Source organism: Gemmatimonadaceae bacterium (assembly GCA_036496605.1).
GTDB lineage: Bacteria > Gemmatimonadota > Gemmatimonadetes > Gemmatimonadales > Gemmatimonadaceae > AG2.
Genome location: DASXKV010000033.1, coordinates 100,441 through 122,132, shown reverse-complemented (window position 1 = coordinate 122,132; position 21,692 = coordinate 100,441). Strand labels below are relative to the sequence as shown.

Below are 21,692 nucleotides of genomic sequence, written 5' to 3'. Positions count from 1 at the left end.
GCGGGAATGGAGACTGGTCGGAGACCTATTGACATTCGATATGAGGGATGTCATTCTCTCGTATAGAATGTCGATAGCGAAGACCGAGCAGACGAAGCTCCTGCAGGGAACGCTCGACCTGCTCATCCTCAAATCGCTCGTCCTCGGCGAGCTGCACGGGCTCGGCGTCTCGCGCCGCATCGAGCAGCTCACCAAGGGCACCTTTCGTGTCAAACCTGGCTCGCTGTTTCCGGCACTCCATCGGATGGAGGAGGCCGGGTGGCTGGCCTCGTCGTGGGGAGAGTCCGCGGCGAAGCGTCGCGCCAAATACTATCGCTTGACTGCGGCCGGACGACGTCAGTTCAAGGATGAGACGGACGAATGGTCCCGCGTTGCGATGGCGATCAACATGGCGCTCGGATCGACCTAACGATGCTGTGCCGATGAGACGCCGACGGAACGCCGATGGGGAGCTCGCCGAGGAATTGCGGGCGCATGTGGGCTTGCTCATCGACGAACGAATTCGCGCTGGGATGACGCCGGACGAGGCGCGGCGTAACGCGCTGCTCGAGATGGGAGGCATGGCACAGGTGGCCGAAGCAGTTCGCGATACGCGCCGCGGGGCGTGGCTCATGGGCGTCACGCGTGACCTACGCTATGCTCTCCGCACGCTGCGCCGCGATCCAGCGGTGACCATCATCGCCGTTCTGACGCTGTCGATCGGCATCGCGGCGAACACGGCAATCTTCACCGTCGCCGATGCCGTGCTGTTTCGCGCGCTCCCGGTACGCGCCCCGAACGAGCTGATCGCGATCGGCAAGTCGACCGCGGTCGAGGCGTACACCATTGGCGCGCCCCGCGGTGACGTGCTTTCGTTTCCGCTCTACCGCGACCTGCGCGATGACAAGCATCTCGTCACTGGCCTGGCCGCCACGGGCACTGCTCGCCGTCTCGACGTGCGCATCGGCGCCATCGATGATTTCGAGCATCCCGCCGGACGCTATGTATCCGGAAATTATTTCGACGTGCTCGGCGTGTCCGCGGAGCGAGGGCGGGTCCTCACCGCGAGTGACGACCGGCAGATTGGCGACTCGCCAGTCGCCGTGCTGAGTGATGCGTATTGGCGCGACCGGTTCGGGGCCGATCCGAACGTTGTCGGGCGTGTGATTCGCGTCGGTGCGGCCCGCCTAACGATCATCGGCGTCGCGGCGCGAGGTTTCGGCGGTGACGTTCTCGAGCGGCCCACCGAGATCTGGCTGCCGATCACGATGGCTCCGTTGGTTGACCCGCACAGCGTTTCGATTGACGACCGGGGCCGATCGTGGCTCCTTCTGATCGGCCGGCTCGCCCCGGGTGTCTCGCTGGCGCAGGCGCGCGCCGCGTTCACGACGCTCATCCGGCGGAATCTCGCTGCGAACGCCAACCCGCCCGGTGATCCGGCTCGCTACGATCGAGTGCCGGTCATCGTGACCGCGGGAGGAAAGGGCTTCTCGGCCATCCGCTCGGCATACGCTGCACCCTTGCGGATCCTCAGCATCGGCGTCGCCATCCTGCTCCTCATCGTTTGCACCAATGTCGCGAACCTTTCACTGGCGCGTGGCATTGCGCGCGGCCGAGAGATGACGCTGCGCCTCGCGCTCGGCGCGGGACGCTGGCTGCTCGTTAGGCAGCTGCTCGTCGAGAGCGGCGTGCTGGCGCTCGTCGGCTGCGGACTGGGTGTCGCGCTCGCGTGGGCAGGAAGTCGCGTCGTGGTGACGATGGCGGCGACGAACGACGTACCGATCGCGACGCCGCGCATTGATGTGAACGTGCTCATCTTTGCGTTCCTCGTAACGATCGTCGCCGTGCTGCTCTTCGGATTGGTGCCGGCGCTGCGGGTATCATCGATCGACATCGCTTCGGCGTTGCGGATGCGCGGTCGCTCGGCGGTCCGCGTGGCACGCTCCACGAGTCGCAGCGGCGTGCCGATCGGACGAGCGCTGATCCCGCTGCAGGTTACGCTCTCGCTCGTGCTGCTCGTGGGCGCCGCGTTGCTCACCCGCAGCCTCCGTGAGCTGCAGACCAAGGACCCCGGGGTCGATCGCGATCATTTGCTCGTCGTCGACATCGATGTCGCGAAGCGCGGCTATCGCGGCGATCGGCTCCTTGCTCTCGTCAGGCAGATGCGGGAGCGTCTCGCAAGTCTTCCCGGCGCGCGCGACGTCTCGTACTCCCAGAACGGTTTGTTCAGCGGGCACCGGGCGACCGCGTTGGTCGCCGTTCCCGGATTTGATAGTCGTTCGCCCGAGGATAGCATCCTGCCTTACGATCTCGTTGGCTCGGGGTACGTGCGAGCGATCGGTGGGCATCTGTTGCGCGGTCGCGACATCGCGGAAAGCGACGCAGTGCACCAACCGAGCGTCGCCGTCGTAAATGACGTCGCGGAGCGATTCTATTTCGGACGCCAAAGCGCCGTTGGCAAGGTGATCTACTTCGATGCCGGCGTGCCGACGACGATCGTTGGCGTCGTCGCCGGCATTCGCGATCGCGAGCTGGCCGGCGACGTCGGACGCAGGGCCTACGTACCGTACGTTCAGGAAATCGGCGACAGCGAGGAACCGTCTCTGGTTTTTGTTGTACGCACGGGTGGAGATCCATCGTTGCTCACAACGAGCGTCCGCGCAGTCGTTGCGAGTATCGATCGCGATCTGCCCATCTGGCGCGTGACACCACTATCGGCGTTGATGCGCGACTCCATTCGAGAGGAGCAATTGCTCGCACGCGTCGCGCTCACCTTTGGACTGATCGCGCTGTTGCTCGCCGGCGTCGGACTCTATGGCGTGATGCACTACGCGGTGAGCCGGCGCACGAGCGAGATCGGCATTCGTACCGCCCTCGGCGCCAGTCGCGTGGACGTGCTCCGACTGGTGCTCACCGACGGATTACGCCTTGTCATCGTGGGCCTCGTGCTCGGCCTACCGTTGTCGTGGCTCGCCGCGAGGTCCCTTCGCGCGTTGCTCGACAACGTTGCTCCGACGGATGTCGTCTCGCTGGTCAGTGCGATGAGTGTGCTACTCGGTTGCGCTGCGCTCGCGGCATTCCTTCCTGCGTTGCGGGCGTCGCGCGTGCAACCGGTCGTGGCGCTGCGCGAAGAGTAAAGGCTAAACCCAAATCGCGCGGCCGTCGAACGGCTGGGCCGTTAGGCGGCGGTCCGCAGGGCCAGTCGCGGCCGCATTGTATCGGCGCGCGAAAAGCGAAGGATGTCGCGCCCGATCCATGGCACGACGGCGAGCAGCAGAACGACCCACGCCATCGCGCGCCGGACGAGTGTGGCAGTCGGCGCGACGGTTGCCCGTGGCTGTGGCATGGCGCCACTCTCGCTTCGAAGCACGGGCTCGAGGAAGAGCCTGGTCGTCGCGGTACGTGCGACGACTCGCACCCAGCCCGCATCACATGGGAGCGTCCAGCGCGCACCGTGAGTCTGGGTGACCTCCGCGAGCACATGTCCGCCAGCGCCGACGAGCTGGACGTTTGCGGCCTCGCCGGCAAAGGCCACCGTGAGTGTGTCCCCGACGATCGAAAGTGACGTGAGCCTGGCATCGGCGCTGCCGTCGTGGCCGAACACCGCATACGCCTGGCCCGACGACAGCGCCGCCACGAGCGTGTGCGCGTCAGTCGATGGTGCGGCGATCATCGTCCAGTACCGACCGGCCTCGTTAGGCTCCTCCGCATCGTGGGTATCGTCGTTCGCCACGGCCCACACAGGCCGACCCGCGTCGAGCGCCACGTTCCAGGCGCTTTCGCTGCGGCCAAAGCTGCTCCCGATCTCGATCGCAGTGTAGCCCGTGAGAGCTCGCAGGTCAGCGTCGGTCACGGCCTGGCGGAGCCGCGGGTGTGCGATGATCACGAGCTGGGCACTCGACCGCAGACGGTCGATTCGATGTTGCATCTCATCGCGACCCTGCAGCAATGGATAGTCCAGCCAGTCCACACGTTGCGCGCCCACAGCAAGCAGGTGGACCTTACGGACGTTGAAGCCGTGCTCGTACGCGGTGAGCGAGGACGGGTCGGCGCCACGCGCTCGAGTAATCGTCTGATAGTCGGAGACTGGCGCTGCGTCGTAACCCATCTCGCGGTAGCGACGAAGAACGCCATCGGCTGATCCGCGTCCGTTCGTGAGGCCGGACCAGGCACGCGCGTGTGCGTGCAGATTAACCTTCCGCCAGGCCGTTGCGGCCGTAACCGTGGCGTACGGGTTGTACCAGCGCGATCCGTGAAACGGCTGCGCTGGCGGGAAGCGATGAACTGGGCACCAGAGGTAGAGCGCCGTGAACCCGAACCAGAGGGTGCCGGCTGCTGCCCGAAGCAGGTGCCGCGGACGCGGTGGTTTACCGAGATGGCCAGGCAACGGCGCCGCGACGGCACCGTCGATGTACTCCGAGGAGACCGGCCGCTTAGCGGCGAGCGCGGTCATGAGCTCGATTCGGCACGGTAATCAAGATGAGTGATTCCGCATCGGGTGAACAAGACCAGCGCGGTCGCGAGTGCGTCACATCTAGTAGGGGCCTAAGCCCCAACCCCTTCCAGCATGCAACCGAACTCCGTCGCAATTCGTGCCGATGCAAAGCGTTGGCACGCTTGCTCTCGTCCGGCTACGCCCATGCGCGTGCGGAGTTCCGGGTCGCTCGCCAATGTGGAGAGCGCTTCGCTCCACGCGTGAACGTCCCCAGGCGGCACGAGAACGCCGCTCCGGCCTTCGCAGAGCGTCTCGGGTATCCCACCGACGCGGCTAGCAACCACCGGCAATCCACACGCCTGTGCCTCTGCGGACACGCGGCCGAACGACTCGCGTCGAATTGGCGGAAAGGCAAGAATGTCCATCGCCGCGAAGCAGCCGACGATATCATTGCTCCAGTCCGCACGCACGTGACGGTGCGCATGTGGTGATGCGGCGATCGTCGACTCGACGTCGGCAGCGAGCTCGCCTCCTCCAACCCAGAGCGCCCGCACGTTCGGCAGCCGATCCATGACGCGTTCGAGTGCTTCGGCGAGGACGAATACACCTTTCTGTCGCTCGAAGCGTCCCGCGAAGCCGACAACCACTTCGTTAGGCGAGAAGCCGAGCCGACGACGCGCGGCGTCGCGTCGTGCGGCATCTGGGCGAAAGTGCTCGACGTCGATCGGATTGTAGAGCACGCGCGTGCGCCACCGCGGCATGCCGCGCCGAGCGACGACCCAATCGCGCAGGTACTCGGAGGGCAGGATGAAACGGCTCGCGAGCCACGGAAAGAGCGGCGCGCTGAGACGAGAAATCTTCTGAATGTGCAGAAACAACGCGAGCGGTATCCCTTGCGAGCGAGCAACGATCGAGAGGGACCAGAACTCGTTTGCGAAGCTCCCGATGATCCAGTCCGGTCGCACCATGCGGCAGATGCGGGCAAGCTGTCGTATCGCACGCCTGCTGACCGCGTGGTCGAACGCCGCCTCGTGCAGCGCGACCGCGCCATCGGCAGCGAGCGCACGCGCGATGACGTCATCAGGGCGAACAGCCGCGGCGACTTCATAGCCGGCCTTGGCCATGCCCGTCGCGAGCGAAACAAAATGGCTTTCCGTCCCGCCGGGACCGCGGTTCGTACCAACGAACAGCAGTCGCCGCACGCGCGAATCGCGCGCGCCGCGACTCACGGCAGCGCGTTCTCGACCGCCAATCGGCGCAGGAAGGAAGGCTCGGAGTCAGCCACCAGAGGCGCTTGACGCTCGAGGCGAACGTGCTCGAGTAGCGCGAGGCGTTGTGTGTGCCACACGGCAGCACTCCACCGCAATACCGGAGCGTTCCGGCGATCACCGTGCTGCACGGTCGTTGCTCCCGTCAACCATAGAGTCAAGCTATTCCCATCGGGCTCGAACGCGAAAGTCGACCGATACACGTTCGCCGAAAACTGGGGCAACGCGCCGCGCTCGAGCACCGCCGACGGATACGTCGTCCACTGAATGCCGTCAGTGCTCGTGGCCAGGAATAAACTGCTTGCCGTGCACGCCGAACCGCGGCGATATGCAGCGATCAGTGCCCAGTAGGCATTCAGCTGCGGTACGAACTGCACATCGAGGTGCCAGGGGATGAAGCCCGGCTGCACGAATGAAACCGCGCTCGCCGGCGACCAGCCGATTCCATCCGTCGAGCGACGGAGGAGAATTCGCGTTTCCCGTGAATTACACCCGGTTCGCCCGGCATCTACTGCCCACATCTTCCAGTCACCGTCGGCGCGTCGCGCAACCGCCGGAGAGACCACGTAATGACCGATGTCGGAAATGACCGCTTTCGGCGGGGTCCATTGCGAGCCGTCGCTGCTCCGCGTGACATAAACAACGTCCGCTTTATGTCGTGGCCTCCTGCTTCCGTGATGTGCCTCCACCACCTCGCGGTAGTAGAGCCGTAGCTCGTTGGTCGCGGGGTCGTAGGCCAGGTCGGGGTCCGACAAGTAGCCGCGACCTGTCCGCGCCAGCGGATTCGTCACGCCGGCCGGTACTGTCCAGGAGTCTCCACTCTCGCTACTGAAGAGCGAAGGATTCTCGACGCGAGAGTCGCTATTCGGATATGGTGTGAGCGCGAGCCAGAAATGCTGGCCATTCCACGATGACGGGAAAGCAACGACGCTCGGGTGAACGACCTGTTGCGAGCTTTCGTACGTCTCGAACTCGATCGGTAGCGGCTTTCCGAGCGCGGACATGAACATGCTGTCGCTCTCGAGGAAAACGTCGCCGTCGCTGGACGGCTGCACGACCCGATCGGCCGAGCAGCTCGTAGCCCAAATGGCGCCCAATGAAACGAGCGTGCCAACGGCCAGGCGAAGTTGCGCGCGACTGTGATGGCGGCCAAACAATGTCATTGACTCCCAAGGCGCAGCGGCGCGGATTGGAGAGCGGTGGCGTGCGGGGTGACCGATCGCTCGAGGGCTCGTCAGGAACTCGGCAACGGACCGGCGTATTGTAGTAGACTTCTCCGCGGCGAGCTAGATCAATTTTCATTTGCGGCCGGGTCGCACTCGTTTGGCGCCAACTGGGGGAACGAGCCGCGCCACTGGCGGATGCAGCCACCCGATGAGCAACGCCACCCGATGACCGGGGCAGCTGAAGAACGTCACGACGGCCTTGCGACTCCCACGAGACGAGCGATTCATCGATTGCCGTCCGGATCAGCTGCGGAGGACCCCCGTCACGTCGTTTCATGGGCGCGTCTTCGCTCGCTCGACGTTTTTCGCGGGCTGACGATCATCGGGATGCTGCTCGTGAACGATCCCGGGGATGCGCGCACCGGCTTCTCGGAGCTTCGCCACAGCGCGTGGAATGGATGGACGATCGCAGATTTGATCTTTCCCTTTTTTCTGTTCGTCGTCGGGATCACGACGCACCTTTCGCTACGGTCACGTCAAGAACGCGGTGACAGCAGTCGCGAGTTGCGCCGGCAGATTCTCAGGAGAGGCGCCGTCATATTTGGGATCGGAGTGCTGCTGAATTGGTTTCCCTTCTACCAGTACGGCGCCATTCCCGGGCATCCATCGCCCACGTTTATTGATCACGTCGTTGGACGCCTGACGGAATTGCGCTTCCTCGGCGTCCTGCAGCGGATCGGACTCGCGTATGTCGCCGCTGCATTGCTCACTTTACGAGCGCCGACGAAGCGCATGGTCGGCATCATCGTCACGCTGCTCGTTGGCTACTGGCTCGCGCTCACGCTCTTGCCGGTGCCTGGCGATGGAGCGATCGGAGCGCGATTGCTCGACGACCCAGGGCGCACACTCGCGGCGTGGATGGATCGCGTCACGCTGGATTGGTCGAGATTTGGGCTGGGCAATCACATCTGGCAGGACAGTGCCGTTTTTGATCCGGAAGGTCTCCTTTCGACGATTCCGGCGATTGCAACGACGCTGATCGGCGTTCTGGCCGGTCGCTGGTTAGGCACTCTTCGTGCGCTCATGGCGCGTGTGTATGGACTCGTCGTCGCGGGAGTTGTGCTGACGGTCGCGGGGCTCGTGTGGGGCGTTTTCTTTCCGATCAACAAGAATCTCTGGACGAGCTCCTTCGTCCTCTTCACCGCCGGTGTTGCACTCGCACTGCTCGGCGCGATCACCTGGGTTGTAGACGTGAAGTGCTGGACCCGATGGACTCAGGGCTTCGCGGTGTTTGGAACGAATCCAATTACGGCGTACGTCGGCGCCGAGTTCACGGCGGTCCTCTTGGACTCGACGATCAAGCTGCGCTTCGATGGCCACCTCCGCTCGCTGCACGAGCTCGCGTACCAGCGTTTGCTCGCGCCGTTCATGGATGCGAGAGTGGCGTCGCTCGTGTACTCGCTTCTCTTTGTCACGCTCTGGTATTTTCTACTGCTGCCGCTCTATCGCCGCGGCAAGATTCTCAAGATTTAAATCCGCCACGGTTGTGCGGCGGGAATCGTGACGTTGGGTTACCGTGTCGCGCGCCGTACAAGTCAGCGATTTGTATCGGGCACTAGACAGCAAGGGCGAGCCGGTTCAACGTCAATCCAACCTCCACCCGGTGATCCGACCATGCGCCGAGTTTTGACCGCCCTCGCAGTCTCAGTGCTTCCATGCGTCGCCGCCGCGCAAACGGCGCCTGTCGCCGAGGCGTTCAAGCAGAACGCCCAGAACGTAGGCAAGAACCTTATCGCTGCCGCCGAGGAGATGCCGGCGGACAAATACTCCTTCAAGCCGACACCGGCCCAGATGAGCTTCGCCGATGTCGTCGTGCATCTCGCGCAGGGCAACGATTACCTCTGCGGCGCGATCAGCGGCACCAAGGCGCCAACTCGCACGAAGATCGACGCGACCGCGGGAAAGGATGCGCTCCTCGCTCGGCTCAAGGAGACATTCCAGTTCTGTGATCAGTCGCTCGCTTCGCTCGACGACTCCAAGCTCAACGAGCAGATCCCCTTCTTCGGTGGCAAGCCCTGGACCCGAGCCGCGATCATGACGCTGACGACGGGGGATTGGGCAGACCACTACAGTCAGTCCGCGATCTACCTTCGTCTCAACAACCTGCTCCCGCCAACTGCGAAGAAGAAGGAGATGTAAATTAGCGTTCGCTAATCGTTTTCGTCGTCGTTCGCGCCGCGCAGCCTCTTGATGAGCGACGGCGCGAATGACAGCGCGAACATCGCCGCGACGACGAGCCCGGCGACGACGAATGCGCGCCGATCGCTCCCCGTGATGCCCGCCATCACGCGCTCGCCGACATACACGGCGGCGACCGTCCCTGGCAGGATGCCCACCGCCGTGCCGCAGATGAACGGCAGAAAGGGCAGGTGCCCAACGCCCGCTCCGTAATTGAAGATCCCGAACGGCATGATCGGGAGGAGCTGCATGCGCAGAGTCGTGAGGAAGACGCTGCCGTGGCGTAGGTCCCGGAGCTTACCGTGGAAGCGGCCGAGGAGGCGTCGTGCGACGCCGGACCAGGCCGATCGTGCGAGATAGTATCCCGCGCTGGCGCCGATGAGCGACGCAATCCAAACGAATAACGTACCACGGATAACGCCAAATACAGCGCCGGCGCCATACGCGAGCGGCGAGACCGGCGCGGCAAGCATCGCCAGACCGGCATACACGGATACGAAGATCGGGCCCAGCCACGGAATGTCCTGCACGCTCTCGGCGGCCGCGCCCAGCTTCTGCGGGTTCTTGAGATCGAAATACCCGTGGCGCCAGGCGATGATGATGAACACCGCGAGCGCGGCGATCGGCAGGCCCGCACGTATCCAGTCCGACGGCTTTGCGGGCTCACGAGTCTCGCCCTGCTCCTTACCGTCGTGAGAAGGGCTGCGCGCGCTTTCCGTTTTTGGGGCCGCCGATTGCTTCGTGCGAGACACTGGATGCGAAGTTGGTGGTGAATACACGAGCAAGCCATGCGCCACCGCCGACGGTGCCTTATCTTCGCGCAAGAAAGAGCGTGCTCGTCGCGCTCCACACCAATCCATCACGCTATTCATGCGCTCGAGACTCTGCTTCTCGCAATGGCAGCTCCAGGCTTTCGCCATCGGAATCATGGCCTGGCCGGGCCATGCCGTCGCTCAGAGTGCCCCGAGCGGCGCGAACGTGCGCGCCGCGGCTCGGGCCTACCGTGAGCATAACGAGTCGGCCATTCTGGGCGAGTTCGCAACGCTGCTCGCCATTCCAAATCTGGCGAGTGACTCTGTCAATATTCGCCGCAACGCCGACTTGTTGATTCGCATGTTGAACACGCGCGGCTTTCGCAACACGCGGCTTCTCACGGTGCCCGGCGGGCCGCCAGCGGTGTTCGGCGAGCTGCCGTCACCTGGAGCGACGCGCACGCTCGTGCTGTACGCGCACTACGATGGTCAACCTCTCGATCCAAAGCAGTGGGCCGCGCCACCGTGGTCGCCGGTGCTACGCGACCGGCCGCTCAACGATGGTGGAAAGGAGATTCCTTTCCCATCGCCAGCGTCCGGGACGCGTGTCGATCCGGAGTCGCGTCTCTACGCGCGCTCTGCGGGTGACGACAAAGCGTCGATCATCGCGATGCTGACGGCTTTCGACGCGATGCGGGCGCAACACCTCGAGCAATCAGTAAATGTGAAACTCTTTTTCGAGGGTGAAGAGGAGGCCGGCTCGGGACACCTTCGTCAAATCCTCGAGACCTACGCGCCGACTCTCAGCGGTGACGCCTGGCTTTTCTGTGACGGCCCCGTGCATCCGAGCGGTCGCGCGGAGCTCGTGTTCGGCCAGCGCGGCGTCACCGGTCTCGAGCTCACCGTGTACGGACCGACCCACGCGCTGCACAGCGGCCACTATGGCAATTGGGCACCGAATCCCGGTGCGCTCATCGCGAACTTGATCGCGAGCATGCGCGACGACGACGGGCACATCAAGATCGCGGGGTACTACGACGACGTGCGTCCCATCACGCCGGCGGAACGAAAGGCGATCGCCGCGCTTCCATCATATGACGACACACTTCGACACGTGCTCGGACTTGCCCGCACCGAGGCGAACAATGCGAATCTCGCCGAGCGCACGATGCTGCCGGCGCTCAACGTGCGTGGGATCCGCGTGGGCGGCGTGCGTGAGACTGGCTCGAATACGATCGCAACCGAGGCGTACGCCTCGTTCGATCTGCGACTCGTGCCTAACCAGACACCAGAGCGCGTGCAGCGACTCGTCGAAGATCACATTCGGCGTCAAGGGTACTTCGTCATTCACGACAGCGCGACACTCGGCCTGCGGCTGGCGCATCCAAAGATCGCGCGCCTGGAGTGGGAGAGCGGTTACCCGCCACAGCGGGCGCCACTCGACGGTCCGTTCGGGCGCGCGGTCCTCGCCACGCTGAACGACGGCGCGCCCCAGCCATTGCTCGCCCTTCCGACCTCTGGGGGCAGCGGGCCTGCATACCTGTTCGAGCAAGTGCTACACGCACCGATGGTCTCACTGCCCATCGCGAACTACGATGACAATCAGCACGCCGCGAACGAGAATCTGAGAGTTCAAAACCTGTGGGATGGGATCGAGACGTACGCCGCCTTGCTGACGGGAATCGGCGAACGATGGGGCTCGCATCCGGTGCCGTGAGCCGTCTCGAGATGGAACGCGACGCGCTCGCCGATCGGTTGCATTCGCTTGCGATTCATCTGCTGCGTCGTATTCGGCGCGGTGACGACGAGTCGGGGCTGAGTGCGCCGCGTCTGTCGGCGCTCTCGGTGATCATCTATCGCGGTCCGATCAGTCTCACCGAGCTCGCGAAAGCCGAAGGGGTGACCGCGCCGACGATGACCCGGCTCGTGCAGGCGCTCGTGCGCGCCGGTCTCGTTGAGAAGAGTGTTCTGCAGACGGATAATCGCGTCGTACTGTTGCGCGCGACCGCGGCCGGACGGAAGACGCTCGACGTCGCGCGCGCGAATCGCCTGGCTGCGCTCGAGGATTTGCTCAACCGGCTCGACACCGATCAAGCCGCGGTAGTCGCGCGCGCCGTGGAGGTGCTCGAACCATTGTTTCGATCGTGACCCCTACGCGGAAGGATCCGCTGTGGATACGTCTCTCGCGCGACGCGCTCGGCGTTGTGCTCCTCGCCCCGCTCGCGGTGGTGTCGTTCCCCGTGTGGGCATACTTGTGGTGGCGCCGGCGCCTGTTGACACTCGAGGTGCGTCGCTCCTGGGGCGACCGGCCGCACGTAATTGTTCGCCTCGAAGGACCGACGTGGACGAGAGTGCTCCGCGAGTCCTGGCTTCCCTCGGCGACGGAGCGGACGCTCGTTCTCGACGGCTTCCCCGATCCGTATCCGGGGCGTCGCGCGCTGCCGCTCGAGTGGCGTGTGTATCTGGAATGGGGTCCGGACTACAAGCTCGTGCGGCCTCCGGTCGCGTTGATCGTGTGCAAGACTGGGAAAGTGAAGCGACTCGTCTTCGAGGAGGCGCTTCACGCGCTTGCCGTCGGGAACGAGACTCCCCTCCGGACACAGCTCGAGGAGCTTGCGCGCCTCTCCCACCGTCCGTAGCAGCCGTTAGGTCTTCAGCACCAGTTTCGCGCAGTTGTCCCGCGCGTTGAGGAGAGTTTTTGCCGATGGCGATTTCCCATCTTGCAGTCGCGAGCGCGGAGCTCACACGTTGGCGCACCGACACGCCGGGTTGTGCGCACCGCAATCATCTCAACAATGCTGGCGCGGCTCTCATGCCGACGCCGGTGATCCGGGCCATCGATGACCACATCCGCCTCGAGAGCGAAATCGGCGGGTACGAAGCCGAGGAGGCTCGTGAGGATGCCAGCGCCGAAGTGTACGAGGAGATCGGAGCGCTCGTTCGCGCGCCCGCGCGCAACATGGCAATCGTCGCGAACGCCACTGCAGGCTTCGTTCAATCGATGAGTGCCTTCGATTTCCGCCGCGGCGATGTGATCCTCACGAGCAACTGTGACTACGTCTCGTACCAGATCACCTTCCTGTCGCTCGTGGAGCGGCTGGGCATCGAGATCCGGCACGCGCCCGACCTGCCCGAAGGCGGCATCGACGCCGCTGCGGTGCGCGAGATGCTGCGTCGGGAGCGCGTGCGCCTCGTGCACGTCTCCTGGATACCGACCAACTCCGGGCTCGTGCAGGATGTCGCTGCGGTGGGCGCCGTATGCGAAGAGGCTGGGGTACCCTATCTGGTCGATGCATGTCAGGCGATCGGCCAATTGGAGATCGACGTCGCGGCGATTCGTTGCGACTATCTCTCCGTTACCGCGCGAAAATTCCTGCGCGGACCGCGCGGCATCGGTTTCATGTACGTCTCGGACGGAGCACTCGCACGCGGCGATCATCCGTTGTTCGTCGACATGCGCGGCGCCAAATGGGTCGATGTCGATCGATACGAGCTCGTCGACGGTGCTCAGCGCTTCGAGGACTGGGAGTTTCCGCGGGCGCTCGTCCTCGGCCTCGGTGCTGCTGCTCGTTATGCACGCGGCGTCGGTGTCGGAACCGCTGGCCGGCGTGCTGCCGCCCTCGCGGCAACCCTGCGGAGCGAACTGGCCACCATCGAGGACGTTCGAGTCCTCGACCGCGGCCGGGATCGGTGTGCGATCGTGACAATCGACGTGCGCGACTGGGATGCGGACGATCTCGTCGGTGAACTGGCGGGTCGCGGGATCAACACGACGGCCAGCCTCCGCTGGTACGGGTTGATCGACTTCGCCAGAAAAGGGACCACGTCCGCACTCCGGATCTCGCCCCACTATTACAATACCGAAGAGGAGATCGCCTCCGTCGTCGGACACGTGCGCGAGATCATAGGATCGCGCCGCTGAGCGTAATTAGTTTTCGCGCATGCGTCATCTCAAACGACTGGCGGCCGCAGCCGTGTTGTTGCCATTCTGCGTCGGCCTCGCGCAGGATTCGACCGGATTCACGCACGCCGATTCGCTGCGTGGGAGTAATGGGGCGGACCGCGCGTGGTGGGACGCCGCCTTCTACGATCTCCACGTGCGCGTCGATCCGGCGGATAGCAGCATTCGCGGATACAACGCGATCGTTTATCGCGTGCTCGCCCCTGGCAGCGAAATGCAGGTCGACCTCCGGCTGCCGCTGTACGTGGACAGCATCATCCGGCGCGGTCGTTCGCTGTCCTATCGTCGGGACGGCGATGCGGTCTTCGTGACGATGCCGGAAGTGCCTCGCGTCGGCTTTCACGATACGATTAGCGTGTACTATCACGGCAAGCCGCGCGTTGCCCGGCGCGCGCCCTGGGACGGCGGCTTCGTCTGGACGCATGACAGCCTTGGCCGGCCGTGGATCGCGACGGCGAATGAAGGCATCGGGGCGAGCGTCTGGTGGCCGAATAAGGATTTCCGGGCCGATGAGCCCGACAGCCAGCGCATCGCGATCACAGTGCCAAGTTCGATCGTCGACGTCTCGAACGGCCGCCTGAGGAGTACGACGAAGAATGCCGATGGCACCACAACCTACGAATGGTTCGTCGTGAATCCGATCAACAATTATGACGTTGCCGTAAATGCCGGCGTGTACGAACACCTCACCGACACATTTCAGGGAGAGAAGGGGAGACTCACGCTCGATTTCTGGCCGCTCGCGTATCACGCGGACACGGCGCGGAAGCAGTTCGAGCAGGTGAAGCCGATGCTCTCCTGTTTCGAGCACTGGTTCGGCCCATATCCGTGGTATCAGGATGGCTACAAGCTTGTCGAGACGCCGCATCTCGGGATGGAGCATCAGAGCGCCATCGCCTACGGCAATCATTACAAGAACGGCTACGCGGGTCGCGATCTCTCCGCGACGGGGCTTGGACTGAAGTGGGACTTCATCATCGTCCATGAGAGCGGCCACGAGTGGTTTGGTAACAACATCACCGCGCAGGATCCCGCGGACATGTGGGTGCAGGAGGGCTTTACCAACTACGCCGAGGGTCTCTACACGGAGTGCCAGTCGGGGAAGGAGGCTGGCGCGAAGTACATCATCGGCAGCCGCCGGAATATCAGAAATGATCGCCCGATCGTGGCGCCGTTTGGCGTCGAGCAGGAAGGCTCGAGCGACATGTACTACAAGACCGGCAGCATGCTGCACATGATGCGACAGATCGTCAACGATGACGCGAAGTGGCGCGATATACTACGGGGCCTCAACAGCACGTTCTACCATCGGACGGTCACCGGGGCCGAGGTGCGGGCATACATCAACCGGCGTGCCGGCATCGATTTCAATCCCGTGTTCGCGCAGTATCTCATGACGACGCAGATCCCAACGCTCGAGTACGTCGTCGCCGATTCGATCGTCCGCTATCGCTGGACGAATGTCGTCCCCGGTTTCGCGATGCCGGTGCGCGTGGCCATCGGTGGCGTTAGGCAGTGGCTTCGTCCGACGGAGATCTGGCGCACCACGCGAGTGGCTGGCGCGAGACGCGAGGGAACGCTGGTGGTCGACGAAGATTTCTACGTGATGACGCGCGCGCTCGAGCGGGCGATTCCCGACATAAGTTTTCTCGATTCTTGGCAAATCAAGAAGCTCCGCGATCACACCAACCTTCTGTCCAACGATCAATGAAGTGCGTTCGCATTTTTGGCGCATGCCTGCCCTTGGCGTTCGCGCTCTGCGCATCCGCCCAGGCCCCGAGAGTTGGCCCCGCACATGGCTCCGTGCTCGTCGTCGGCGGTGGCTCGTTAGGGCCCGAAGTCCTCGGCAAGTTCATCGAGCTTGCCGGTGGCCCAGATGCACTCATCATCGACGTGCCCACCGCCGGTGGCGACAGCGTGTATCCTCCCGACTGGCAGGGCACTCGCTCGCTCAAGGCGGCTGGCGCCAAGCACGTCGTCGTCCTGCACACCGTCGACAAGAGGCTCGCCGACACGGACAGCTTCGCGGCGGTCATTGCTCACGCGGGAGGCGTTTGGTTCGAGGGCGGCCGGCAGTGGCATCTCGTCGACTCGTACGCCGGCACGAAAACCGAGAAGGCGTTCCACGATGTGCTCGCGCGTGGTGGCGTGGTCGGCGGTTCGTCGGCTGGCGCGTCGATTCTCGCCAGCTATCTGCTCCGCGGTGCGCGTGAAGGCAACACGATCATCATGGCGCCCGGCTATGAGCAGGGCTTCGGCTTTCTGCGCGGCGTCGCCATCGATCAGCACGTCGTCGCGCGTGAGCGACTCGCCGATCTCGCCGATTCGCTCATGCCCAAGCATTCTGAGCTCCTTGGCATCTCCGAGGACGAGGGTACGGCTTGGCTCGTCCGCGGCGATACCGCGGAAATCATCGGGCGCAACAAGGCATTCGTGTATGGCGGCCGTGACCCTAAGGACGCTGGCAAGCCGTTCCTGACGCTATTTCCCGGCGATCGCTACGACCTCGGCGACCGGCACGTGCTGCACCGCGCCAGCGAAGAGGCGCCATTCAGCAGCGCCTTTATCGATTCGGTATTCTCGAGCATCGGCAGCGGAACTGCCGCCACGGTCCTCGTCGCCCAGAACGGCAGGGTGCTCGTCGACCGATCGTACGGCATTCCGCCACAAGCCAAGTACATGCCGACGACGACGGTGCCGAACTTCGCGCTCGGTGGACTCTCCGCCGGATTCGGCGCGACGGCCGCGCTCCTTCTTGCTCGCGACGGCAAGTTCTCGCTCGAGCAGACGATGACGCCGACCAGCTCGGTGACCTTACGAGAGTATCTCGAGGCGGAAGCCCCGTGGGCCGATAGCGGAAAGCAGCTCGCCGAGCTCGTATCGAAGCAGGGCGGGACGCCGTACAATCAGCTCGTGACCCGCCGGATCTTCACGCCGATCGGGGCGCACAAGACCGTCGTGTCGCCCGACGGTCCGATGGAATCGAATGTCGACGAGCTCTATCGGTGGGAGTTGGCACTCGAGCACAATCGCGAATTCGGCGTCGACAGCACCGCGGCGACGGACGGCTCGACCGACGTTAGGCAGCAGCCTTCGCTACGCGGCGCCGGCTGGAATGCGGAGAGCTATCATGGCGTGAATCGTTTTACGGAGTACGGCACGACCAATGGTCATCGCAATGCGTTCGTGCGCATTCCCGATCGCAAGGCGGTGGTCATCATCCTCACGAACAGCAACGGCTTCGACGCCCGAGCCGCAGCCGACGCGATTACTGGCCGCCTGACGAAATGAGGGGCTAAGGGCCAGAGAATAGGGCTAGAGTGTGGAAACCCTAGCCCCCATTCCCCTCGCCCCTAGCCCCTCCTCTTACCAGGGCCAGCGATTCGCGCGCGGTGCACGATCCGGCGCGCTGGGATCGTCGTCGTAATACGAGTCGGAGAAGCGCTCGTTCCCGGTGATGCGTCGTGCTTGCACGAGATGCCCGGCGAACCAGCGGCCGCGATCACCATCGCCGAGCACATCGTAGCGGACGCCATTTCCCGTCGACGACGAGTGAACGAAGCGATCGCCGCCCACGTAAATGCCTACGTGGTTGATGTTGTATCCGTCATTGGCGAAGAACAGCAGGTCACCTGGACGTAGCGCTCCAGCTCGCGTCGACACCGGATCGCCAAGTTCGGCCATCCGACGCGCCGTCCGCGGCAGACGCACGCCTTCGCGCCAGTACACCCAATTCACGAAGCCGGCGCCGTCGAATCCACTGTGCGGGCTCGTGCCGCCGCTGCGGAACTTCGTTCCGACGTATTCATCGGCGGTCGAGAGAATGCGCGACGCAAACCGCGAATCCAGCGACTTCGACTCGACGATGTAGCGCCGCGGCGGCGCTTCGGGTGCGATGTAGATGCGTTCGACGACGGGGCGCGGCGGTTCCGGTCGGAACGTACGGTGGAATGGCTGGCCGCCGCCAAAGCTCGCCGTTAGGCCAAGGCGGTATTCCCAGTTGCGCGGCGTACCGAACGTGAGCGCCGAATCGCTGTGGAACGGCCGGCGATAGCGCGCTTCGACGCCAACGCCGAGCCAACCGAGCAGGTTGTGGTGTGCGCCAACACCGTAGTTGAGGGTCGCGATCGAAGTGTCAGCCCCACCGTTGGGACGGAAGCCGTACCCGCCGACGCCGAAGAATCCGTATGGCGAGAAGCCGAGCAGCAGCGACTTGATGACGGGAACGCGACGGAACGGCTCGACGAGCACGTCGGCATCGGCTGTCCAGGCGTTGAGGTGCAGACCGGGTTCGCTCCGATAGCTGCCGCTAATCGTCTTGGTCTGGCACGGGCCGGCACTGCACTGCGTGTACTGATAAGTCGCTGTTTCGTCCGAGCCTTCGCCGCGGCCCAGATTCATGCCACCGCTAAGTCTTAGCCCGAAAATGCCAGTGTAGCCGGTGAATCCGGCGCCGCCGAAGACTGGATCGACGGTTTGCTGTTTTCGCGCCGCGAAGCCTTCGAACATCATCGGTCCCTGCGCCGACAGGAGTGTCGGTATGGGCAGGGCAGCGAAGGCGGCGGCGCCGACCAAGAGAAGTGAGCGCGTCCGAGTCATTTTGTCCAACCGCTGGAGTCTGGCGATGAAGAGCCGCAGAACGGATGCCAACGTGTAATCATTTTCGTGAATGATCTTTCGCATCGCTCTCTCACTCGTCGTTGCGACGCGCACTATATGGCATCACGAGCGCATCGGCGCGCTCGTTCACGAGCGTTGCATTACGAGGACACTCAACGTGTCACGCCGCGACAAAAGGACAGCCGGGCCGTGCGCGGTGTTCAGCGCAGCTTCCTTCACCACAACGCGGCCTCGGGACGCGGCGCGACGCGTTTGTCCGTTAGACACAGCAATCCTTCAGAAGGATTGTCTCAGTCCGGACCATCCCTGACTTCCAACGCAAAACCTACGACGGCGGTTTCCCGCTGTCGAATTCCGACTCGCTCCCCGACTGCCTACGACGTGTCTCGTCGGCCTTGGACGGCTCGGCGCTCGGCTTCGTGCTGAGGCGTCCGTCGCGATAACCACTCTCCGGCTGCTCCTCGGCATCGTCTCGCGGTGGCGTTTTCTTCGGTGCGGATGGCATGGGATCAGGATTTGGGGTGCTCGCTGTTTCGCTCGGCTTCATCATGCTGCTGTCGATCCTCGACGAGCCGTCGCCGACCCTTTGCCGCGCCTTCGCTCTGCTCGCGGGCGAGACGATCCTCGAGCGACTCGTCGGGAGGCGCGTCCTGGAGCTGCTCCTGAATTCGGGAATGCGTCTTGTCGCCGTGCTGCCCTTCGCCATGGCCCTGCGGCCCTTTCTGATCTCCCTTAGTCATCGCGCGTCTCTGGTTGCTGGTTGCTGGTTGTTGGTTGTGGTTGTGGTTGCTGGTGGTTGTGCGGATGGCGAGCCAACTATCCATCACCAACCACCAGCCATCGACCACCAGCCACGCCATCGAACTATCCGCCCGGGGCAATGCACGTGCCGGCTTGCACCTCTATACGAGTAGCGAGCTGCTCGACAGAGCTGAAGAAGCGGCGCCGGTACCAAAGGACCATTGCGGTCGAAGTGACCGCAACAACGCAGGCGAGCATGAACGCTCCCATGATCTGACAGGGTCCTCTACGGCTCCATCTTTCCGCGCGCGGCTGCATCCGACTCGTTATGCGATCGGCGAACAACGATGCGCGCGCCAATCGCTGGCGATCGGCCGCGAATCCGAGCGCGGCAGGAGTCATTGCTGTCTGTTCGATCCGGCGCCATGTTCGGCGCCTCATCCCCGATCAGTGGTCCTATATGCCCCCACGACTTCGTTTTCTCGTGCTGGTCGCGGCAATCGCCGCGGTCGCGCCGCGCGTGTCCGCGCAGGGTCGCGGACAACCCAATCCTCAGCTGGTGCAACAGCGCTGGGACAAGGAGAAGGAGCTCGAGTCACTGGCCGTCATCGATCGTAAAGTGATGGTGCCGATGCGCGACGGATTGCGCATGGCGGCCGACGTCTATCGGCCGAAGAATGCGACTGGCGAGGTCCCGATCGTCTTCGTGCGCACGCCGTACAACTTCAACTACTGGGACGTGCGCAACGGCGCACCGCGTGACATGACGGCGGAGCTCGACGCAGTGAAACGCGGTTACGCGTATGTCGAGATGAACGAGCGCGGCCACTTCTTCTCCGAGGGCAATTACGACATCCTCGGGCCGCCGCTCACCGATGGCTACGACGCGATCAAATGGATGTCGTCGCAACCATGGGCGAATGGAAAGGTCGGTCTGATCGGTTGCTCGTCGACGGCGGAGTGGCAGATGGCGGTCGCCGCACAAGCGCCGCCGGGCTTGAGCGCAATCATTCCGCAGGGCTTCGGCGCCGGTGTCGGACGTGTAGCGCCGTACTATGAGCAAGGGAACTGGTATCGAGGTGGGGCGGTGCAGATGCTGTTCATCGCGTGGCTCAGCGGCGAACAGAATCAGGTGCGGCCGATGTTCCCGCCGGGGACATCCCAGGCCGATCTGGTTCGCGAATCCAAGTACTTCGATCTCGCTCAGCAAGCGCCGCCTGTGGACTGGTCGCAGGCGTTACGACATTTGCCGGAGAAGGACATCGTCAGGGCGGTCGACGGACCGCCCGGCATCTTTGCGGACAGCATGCCCGGCATCGCGACCGGCGGCGCGATGATCGAGCGCACGCCTAACGATTCAGCGTGGTATCGCGGCGGCCTGTTCCACGACGACATGCACATCAACGTGCCCGGCCTCTGGTTCATGTCATGGTACGACGTGTCGGTGGGGCCGAACCTCGCCACGTACAACCACGTGCGGAAAACGGCGCGGCCCGATGTTGCGAACCAGCAGTACGCCGTCATCGCGCCGACGCTCCACTGCTCGTACAAGCGAGCGACGGAGAATACCGTCGTCGGCGAGCGCAGCGTCGGCGACGCGCGACTCGACTACGACGCGCTCACCTGGGGCTGGTTCGACATGTTCCTCAAGGGTGAGAACAATCACCTGCTCGACACGCTGCCCAGGGTCCGCTACTACACGATGGGCCTGAACAAGTGGCAGTCGTCGGACACGTGGCCGCCGCGCGGCGCGCAGACCCTCACCTATTATCTGTCGAGCGGCGGCAAGGCGAATACCCTCGACGGCGACGGCGGCCTGACGACCACGCCGCCCGCGTCGGACAAGCCGGATGGCTTCGCGTATGATCCGATGAACCCCGTGCCGTCGTATGGCGGCAACGTGTGCTGCACCGGGAACGCCGTGACCGGCGGCGCATTCGATCAGCGCAAAATGGAGGCGCGGCCGGATATTCTCGTTTACTCATCGGAACCCCTCAAGGAGGGCACGGAGGTGAGCGGTCCGATCGAGGTGACCCTGTACGTATCGTCGGATCGCAAGGATACGGACTTCACCGTGAAGGTGCTCGACGTCTATCCTGATGGGCGCGCGTACAATCTCGACGAGACGATCCAGCGTGTGCGCTATCGCGAGGGCTACGACAAGCAGGTGTGGATGCAGCAGGGCAAGACGTACAAGGTCACGTTAGGCCCGATGACGACGAGCAATTACTTCGACACCGGACATCGCATTCGCATCGAGGTCACGAGCAGCAACTTCCCGCGCTTCGACCGGAACATGAACACGGGCGGGAAGAACTACGACGAAACGCAGGGGCTCGTGGCACACAACAGCGTTCACCACTCGAAGCAGTATCCGAGCACGGTGAAGCTCACGGTCGTGCGAAAGGCGACGGCGGCTGATCGGTAGCTGGTCGTTGGCAGCTGGTCGTTGGTAGACAAGGAATGTCCCGCGAGCGTCGCTCGCGGGACTCCGAATTCACCAATCACCGATCAGCAATCACCAACCACCAG

The 21,692-nt window shown here is 63.8% G+C and carries 19 protein-coding genes; 11 read left to right on the top strand and 8 right to left on the bottom strand.

Annotation, left to right across the window (positions count from 1 at the left end):
* Positions 1-67: 67 nt before the first annotated feature.
* Both VGH98_12560 and VGH98_12555 read left to right on the top strand, forming a co-directional pair.
* On the top strand, positions 68-409 hold the full coding sequence (locus tag VGH98_12560) for a PadR family transcriptional regulator (protein ID HEY2376801.1): 342 nt from the start codon (positions 68-70) through the stop codon (positions 407-409).
* A 13-nt stretch (positions 410-422) separates the two neighbouring features.
* Positions 423-3,116 (top strand): ABC transporter permease, encoded by a 2,694-nt coding sequence (locus VGH98_12555; GenBank protein ID HEY2376800.1) that lies wholly within the window; start codon positions 423-425, stop codon positions 3,114-3,116.
* Positions 3,117-3,157: 41 nt separating this feature from the next.
* Here the strand turns inward: VGH98_12555 and VGH98_12550 are convergent, their stop codons facing one another.
* The 3 genes from VGH98_12550 to VGH98_12540 all read right to left on the bottom strand — a co-directional run bounded on the left by VGH98_12550 (position 3,158) and on the right by VGH98_12540 (position 6,737).
* Complete coding sequence (locus tag VGH98_12550; GenBank protein HEY2376799.1) at positions 3,158-4,432, bottom strand: hypothetical protein; 1,275 nt, start codon at positions 4,430-4,432, stop codon at positions 3,158-3,160.
* A 92-nt stretch (positions 4,433-4,524) separates the two neighbouring features.
* Positions 4,525-5,643 (bottom strand): glycosyltransferase family 4 protein, encoded by a 1,119-nt coding sequence (locus VGH98_12545; protein HEY2376798.1) that lies wholly within the window; start codon positions 5,641-5,643, stop codon positions 4,525-4,527.
* Positions 5,640-6,737: a hypothetical protein gene (locus VGH98_12540; protein HEY2376797.1), complete on the bottom strand. Its 1,098-nt coding sequence runs from the start codon at positions 6,735-6,737 to the stop codon at positions 5,640-5,642. The genes VGH98_12545 and VGH98_12540 overlap by 4 nt, the downstream gene beginning before the upstream one ends.
* Positions 6,738-7,139: 402 nt before the next feature.
* Here VGH98_12540 and VGH98_12535 point away from each other — a divergent pair, with 402 nt between their 5' ends.
* Positions 7,140-8,381, top strand: coding sequence for a heparan-alpha-glucosaminide N-acetyltransferase domain-containing protein (locus VGH98_12535; GenBank protein HEY2376796.1), 1,242 nt, complete (start codon positions 7,140-7,142; stop codon positions 8,379-8,381).
* 141 nt (positions 8,382-8,522) lie between these two features.
* Positions 8,523-9,047, top strand: coding sequence for a DinB family protein (locus VGH98_12530; protein HEY2376795.1), 525 nt, complete (start codon positions 8,523-8,525; stop codon positions 9,045-9,047).
* 11 nt (positions 9,048-9,058) lie between these two features.
* Here VGH98_12530 and VGH98_12525 read toward each other — a convergent pair whose 3' ends face one another.
* The gene (locus VGH98_12525; GenBank protein HEY2376794.1) at positions 9,059-9,838 is read right to left on the bottom strand and encodes a VTT domain-containing protein; all 780 of its coding nucleotides are present in this window, start codon (positions 9,836-9,838) and stop codon (positions 9,059-9,061) included.
* Positions 9,839-9,956: 118 nt separating this feature from the next.
* On the opposite strand from VGH98_12525, the gene VGH98_12520 reads away from it, so the two are divergent.
* The 6 genes from VGH98_12520 (at position 9,957) to VGH98_12495 (ending at position 17,090) form a co-directional block, all read left to right on the top strand.
* Positions 9,957-11,555, top strand: coding sequence for a M20/M25/M40 family metallo-hydrolase (locus VGH98_12520; GenBank protein ID HEY2376793.1), 1,599 nt, complete (start codon positions 9,957-9,959; stop codon positions 11,553-11,555).
* Positions 11,531-11,986 (top strand): SMC-Scp complex subunit ScpB, encoded by a 456-nt coding sequence (locus tag VGH98_12515; protein ID HEY2376792.1) that lies wholly within the window; start codon positions 11,531-11,533, stop codon positions 11,984-11,986. Before VGH98_12520 ends, VGH98_12515 begins: the two co-directional genes overlap by 25 nt.
* Entirely contained in the window at positions 11,983-12,477 is a 495-nt protein-coding gene (locus tag VGH98_12510) for a hypothetical protein (GenBank protein ID HEY2376791.1), read from the top strand. Before VGH98_12515 ends, VGH98_12510 begins: the two co-directional genes overlap by 4 nt.
* A 65-nt stretch (positions 12,478-12,542) precedes the next feature.
* Positions 12,543-13,760 (top strand): aminotransferase class V-fold PLP-dependent enzyme, encoded by a 1,218-nt coding sequence (locus tag VGH98_12505; protein ID HEY2376790.1) that lies wholly within the window; start codon positions 12,543-12,545, stop codon positions 13,758-13,760.
* A 19-nt stretch (positions 13,761-13,779) separates the two neighbouring features.
* Positions 13,780-15,510: a M1 family metallopeptidase gene (locus VGH98_12500; protein ID HEY2376789.1), complete on the top strand. Its 1,731-nt coding sequence runs from the start codon at positions 13,780-13,782 to the stop codon at positions 15,508-15,510.
* Positions 15,507-17,090, top strand: a complete 1,584-nt coding sequence (locus VGH98_12495) for a Type 1 glutamine amidotransferase-like domain-containing protein (GenBank protein HEY2376788.1) — start codon at positions 15,507-15,509, stop codon at positions 17,088-17,090. The genes VGH98_12500 and VGH98_12495 overlap by 4 nt, the downstream gene beginning before the upstream one ends.
* Before the next feature lie 75 nt (positions 17,091-17,165).
* On the opposite strand, the gene VGH98_12490 is transcribed toward VGH98_12495, so the two are convergent.
* The 4 genes from VGH98_12490 to VGH98_12475 form a co-directional block, all read right to left on the bottom strand.
* Positions 17,166-18,482, bottom strand: coding sequence for a C40 family peptidase (locus VGH98_12490; protein HEY2376787.1), 1,317 nt, complete (start codon positions 18,480-18,482; stop codon positions 17,166-17,168).
* A 262-nt stretch (positions 18,483-18,744) separates the two neighbouring features.
* Entirely contained in the window at positions 18,745-18,924 is a 180-nt protein-coding gene (locus VGH98_12485) for a hypothetical protein (protein ID HEY2376786.1), read from the bottom strand.
* 4 nt (positions 18,925-18,928) lie between these two features.
* Positions 18,929-19,159, bottom strand: coding sequence for a hypothetical protein (locus tag VGH98_12480; GenBank protein HEY2376785.1), 231 nt, complete (start codon positions 19,157-19,159; stop codon positions 18,929-18,931).
* Positions 19,160-19,283: 124 nt separating this feature from the next.
* A complete protein-coding gene (locus VGH98_12475; GenBank protein ID HEY2376784.1) occupies positions 19,284-19,562 on the bottom strand; it encodes a hypothetical protein in 279 nt (92 codons plus the stop codon).
* 58 nt (positions 19,563-19,620) lie between these two features.
* Between VGH98_12475 and VGH98_12470 the strand changes: the two genes are divergently transcribed.
* Positions 19,621-21,588 carry a CocE/NonD family hydrolase gene (locus VGH98_12470; protein HEY2376783.1) on the top strand — a complete coding sequence of 656 codons (1,968 nt, stop codon included), beginning with the start codon at positions 19,621-19,623 and terminating at the stop codon, positions 21,586-21,588.
* Positions 21,589-21,692 lie beyond the last annotated feature (104 nt).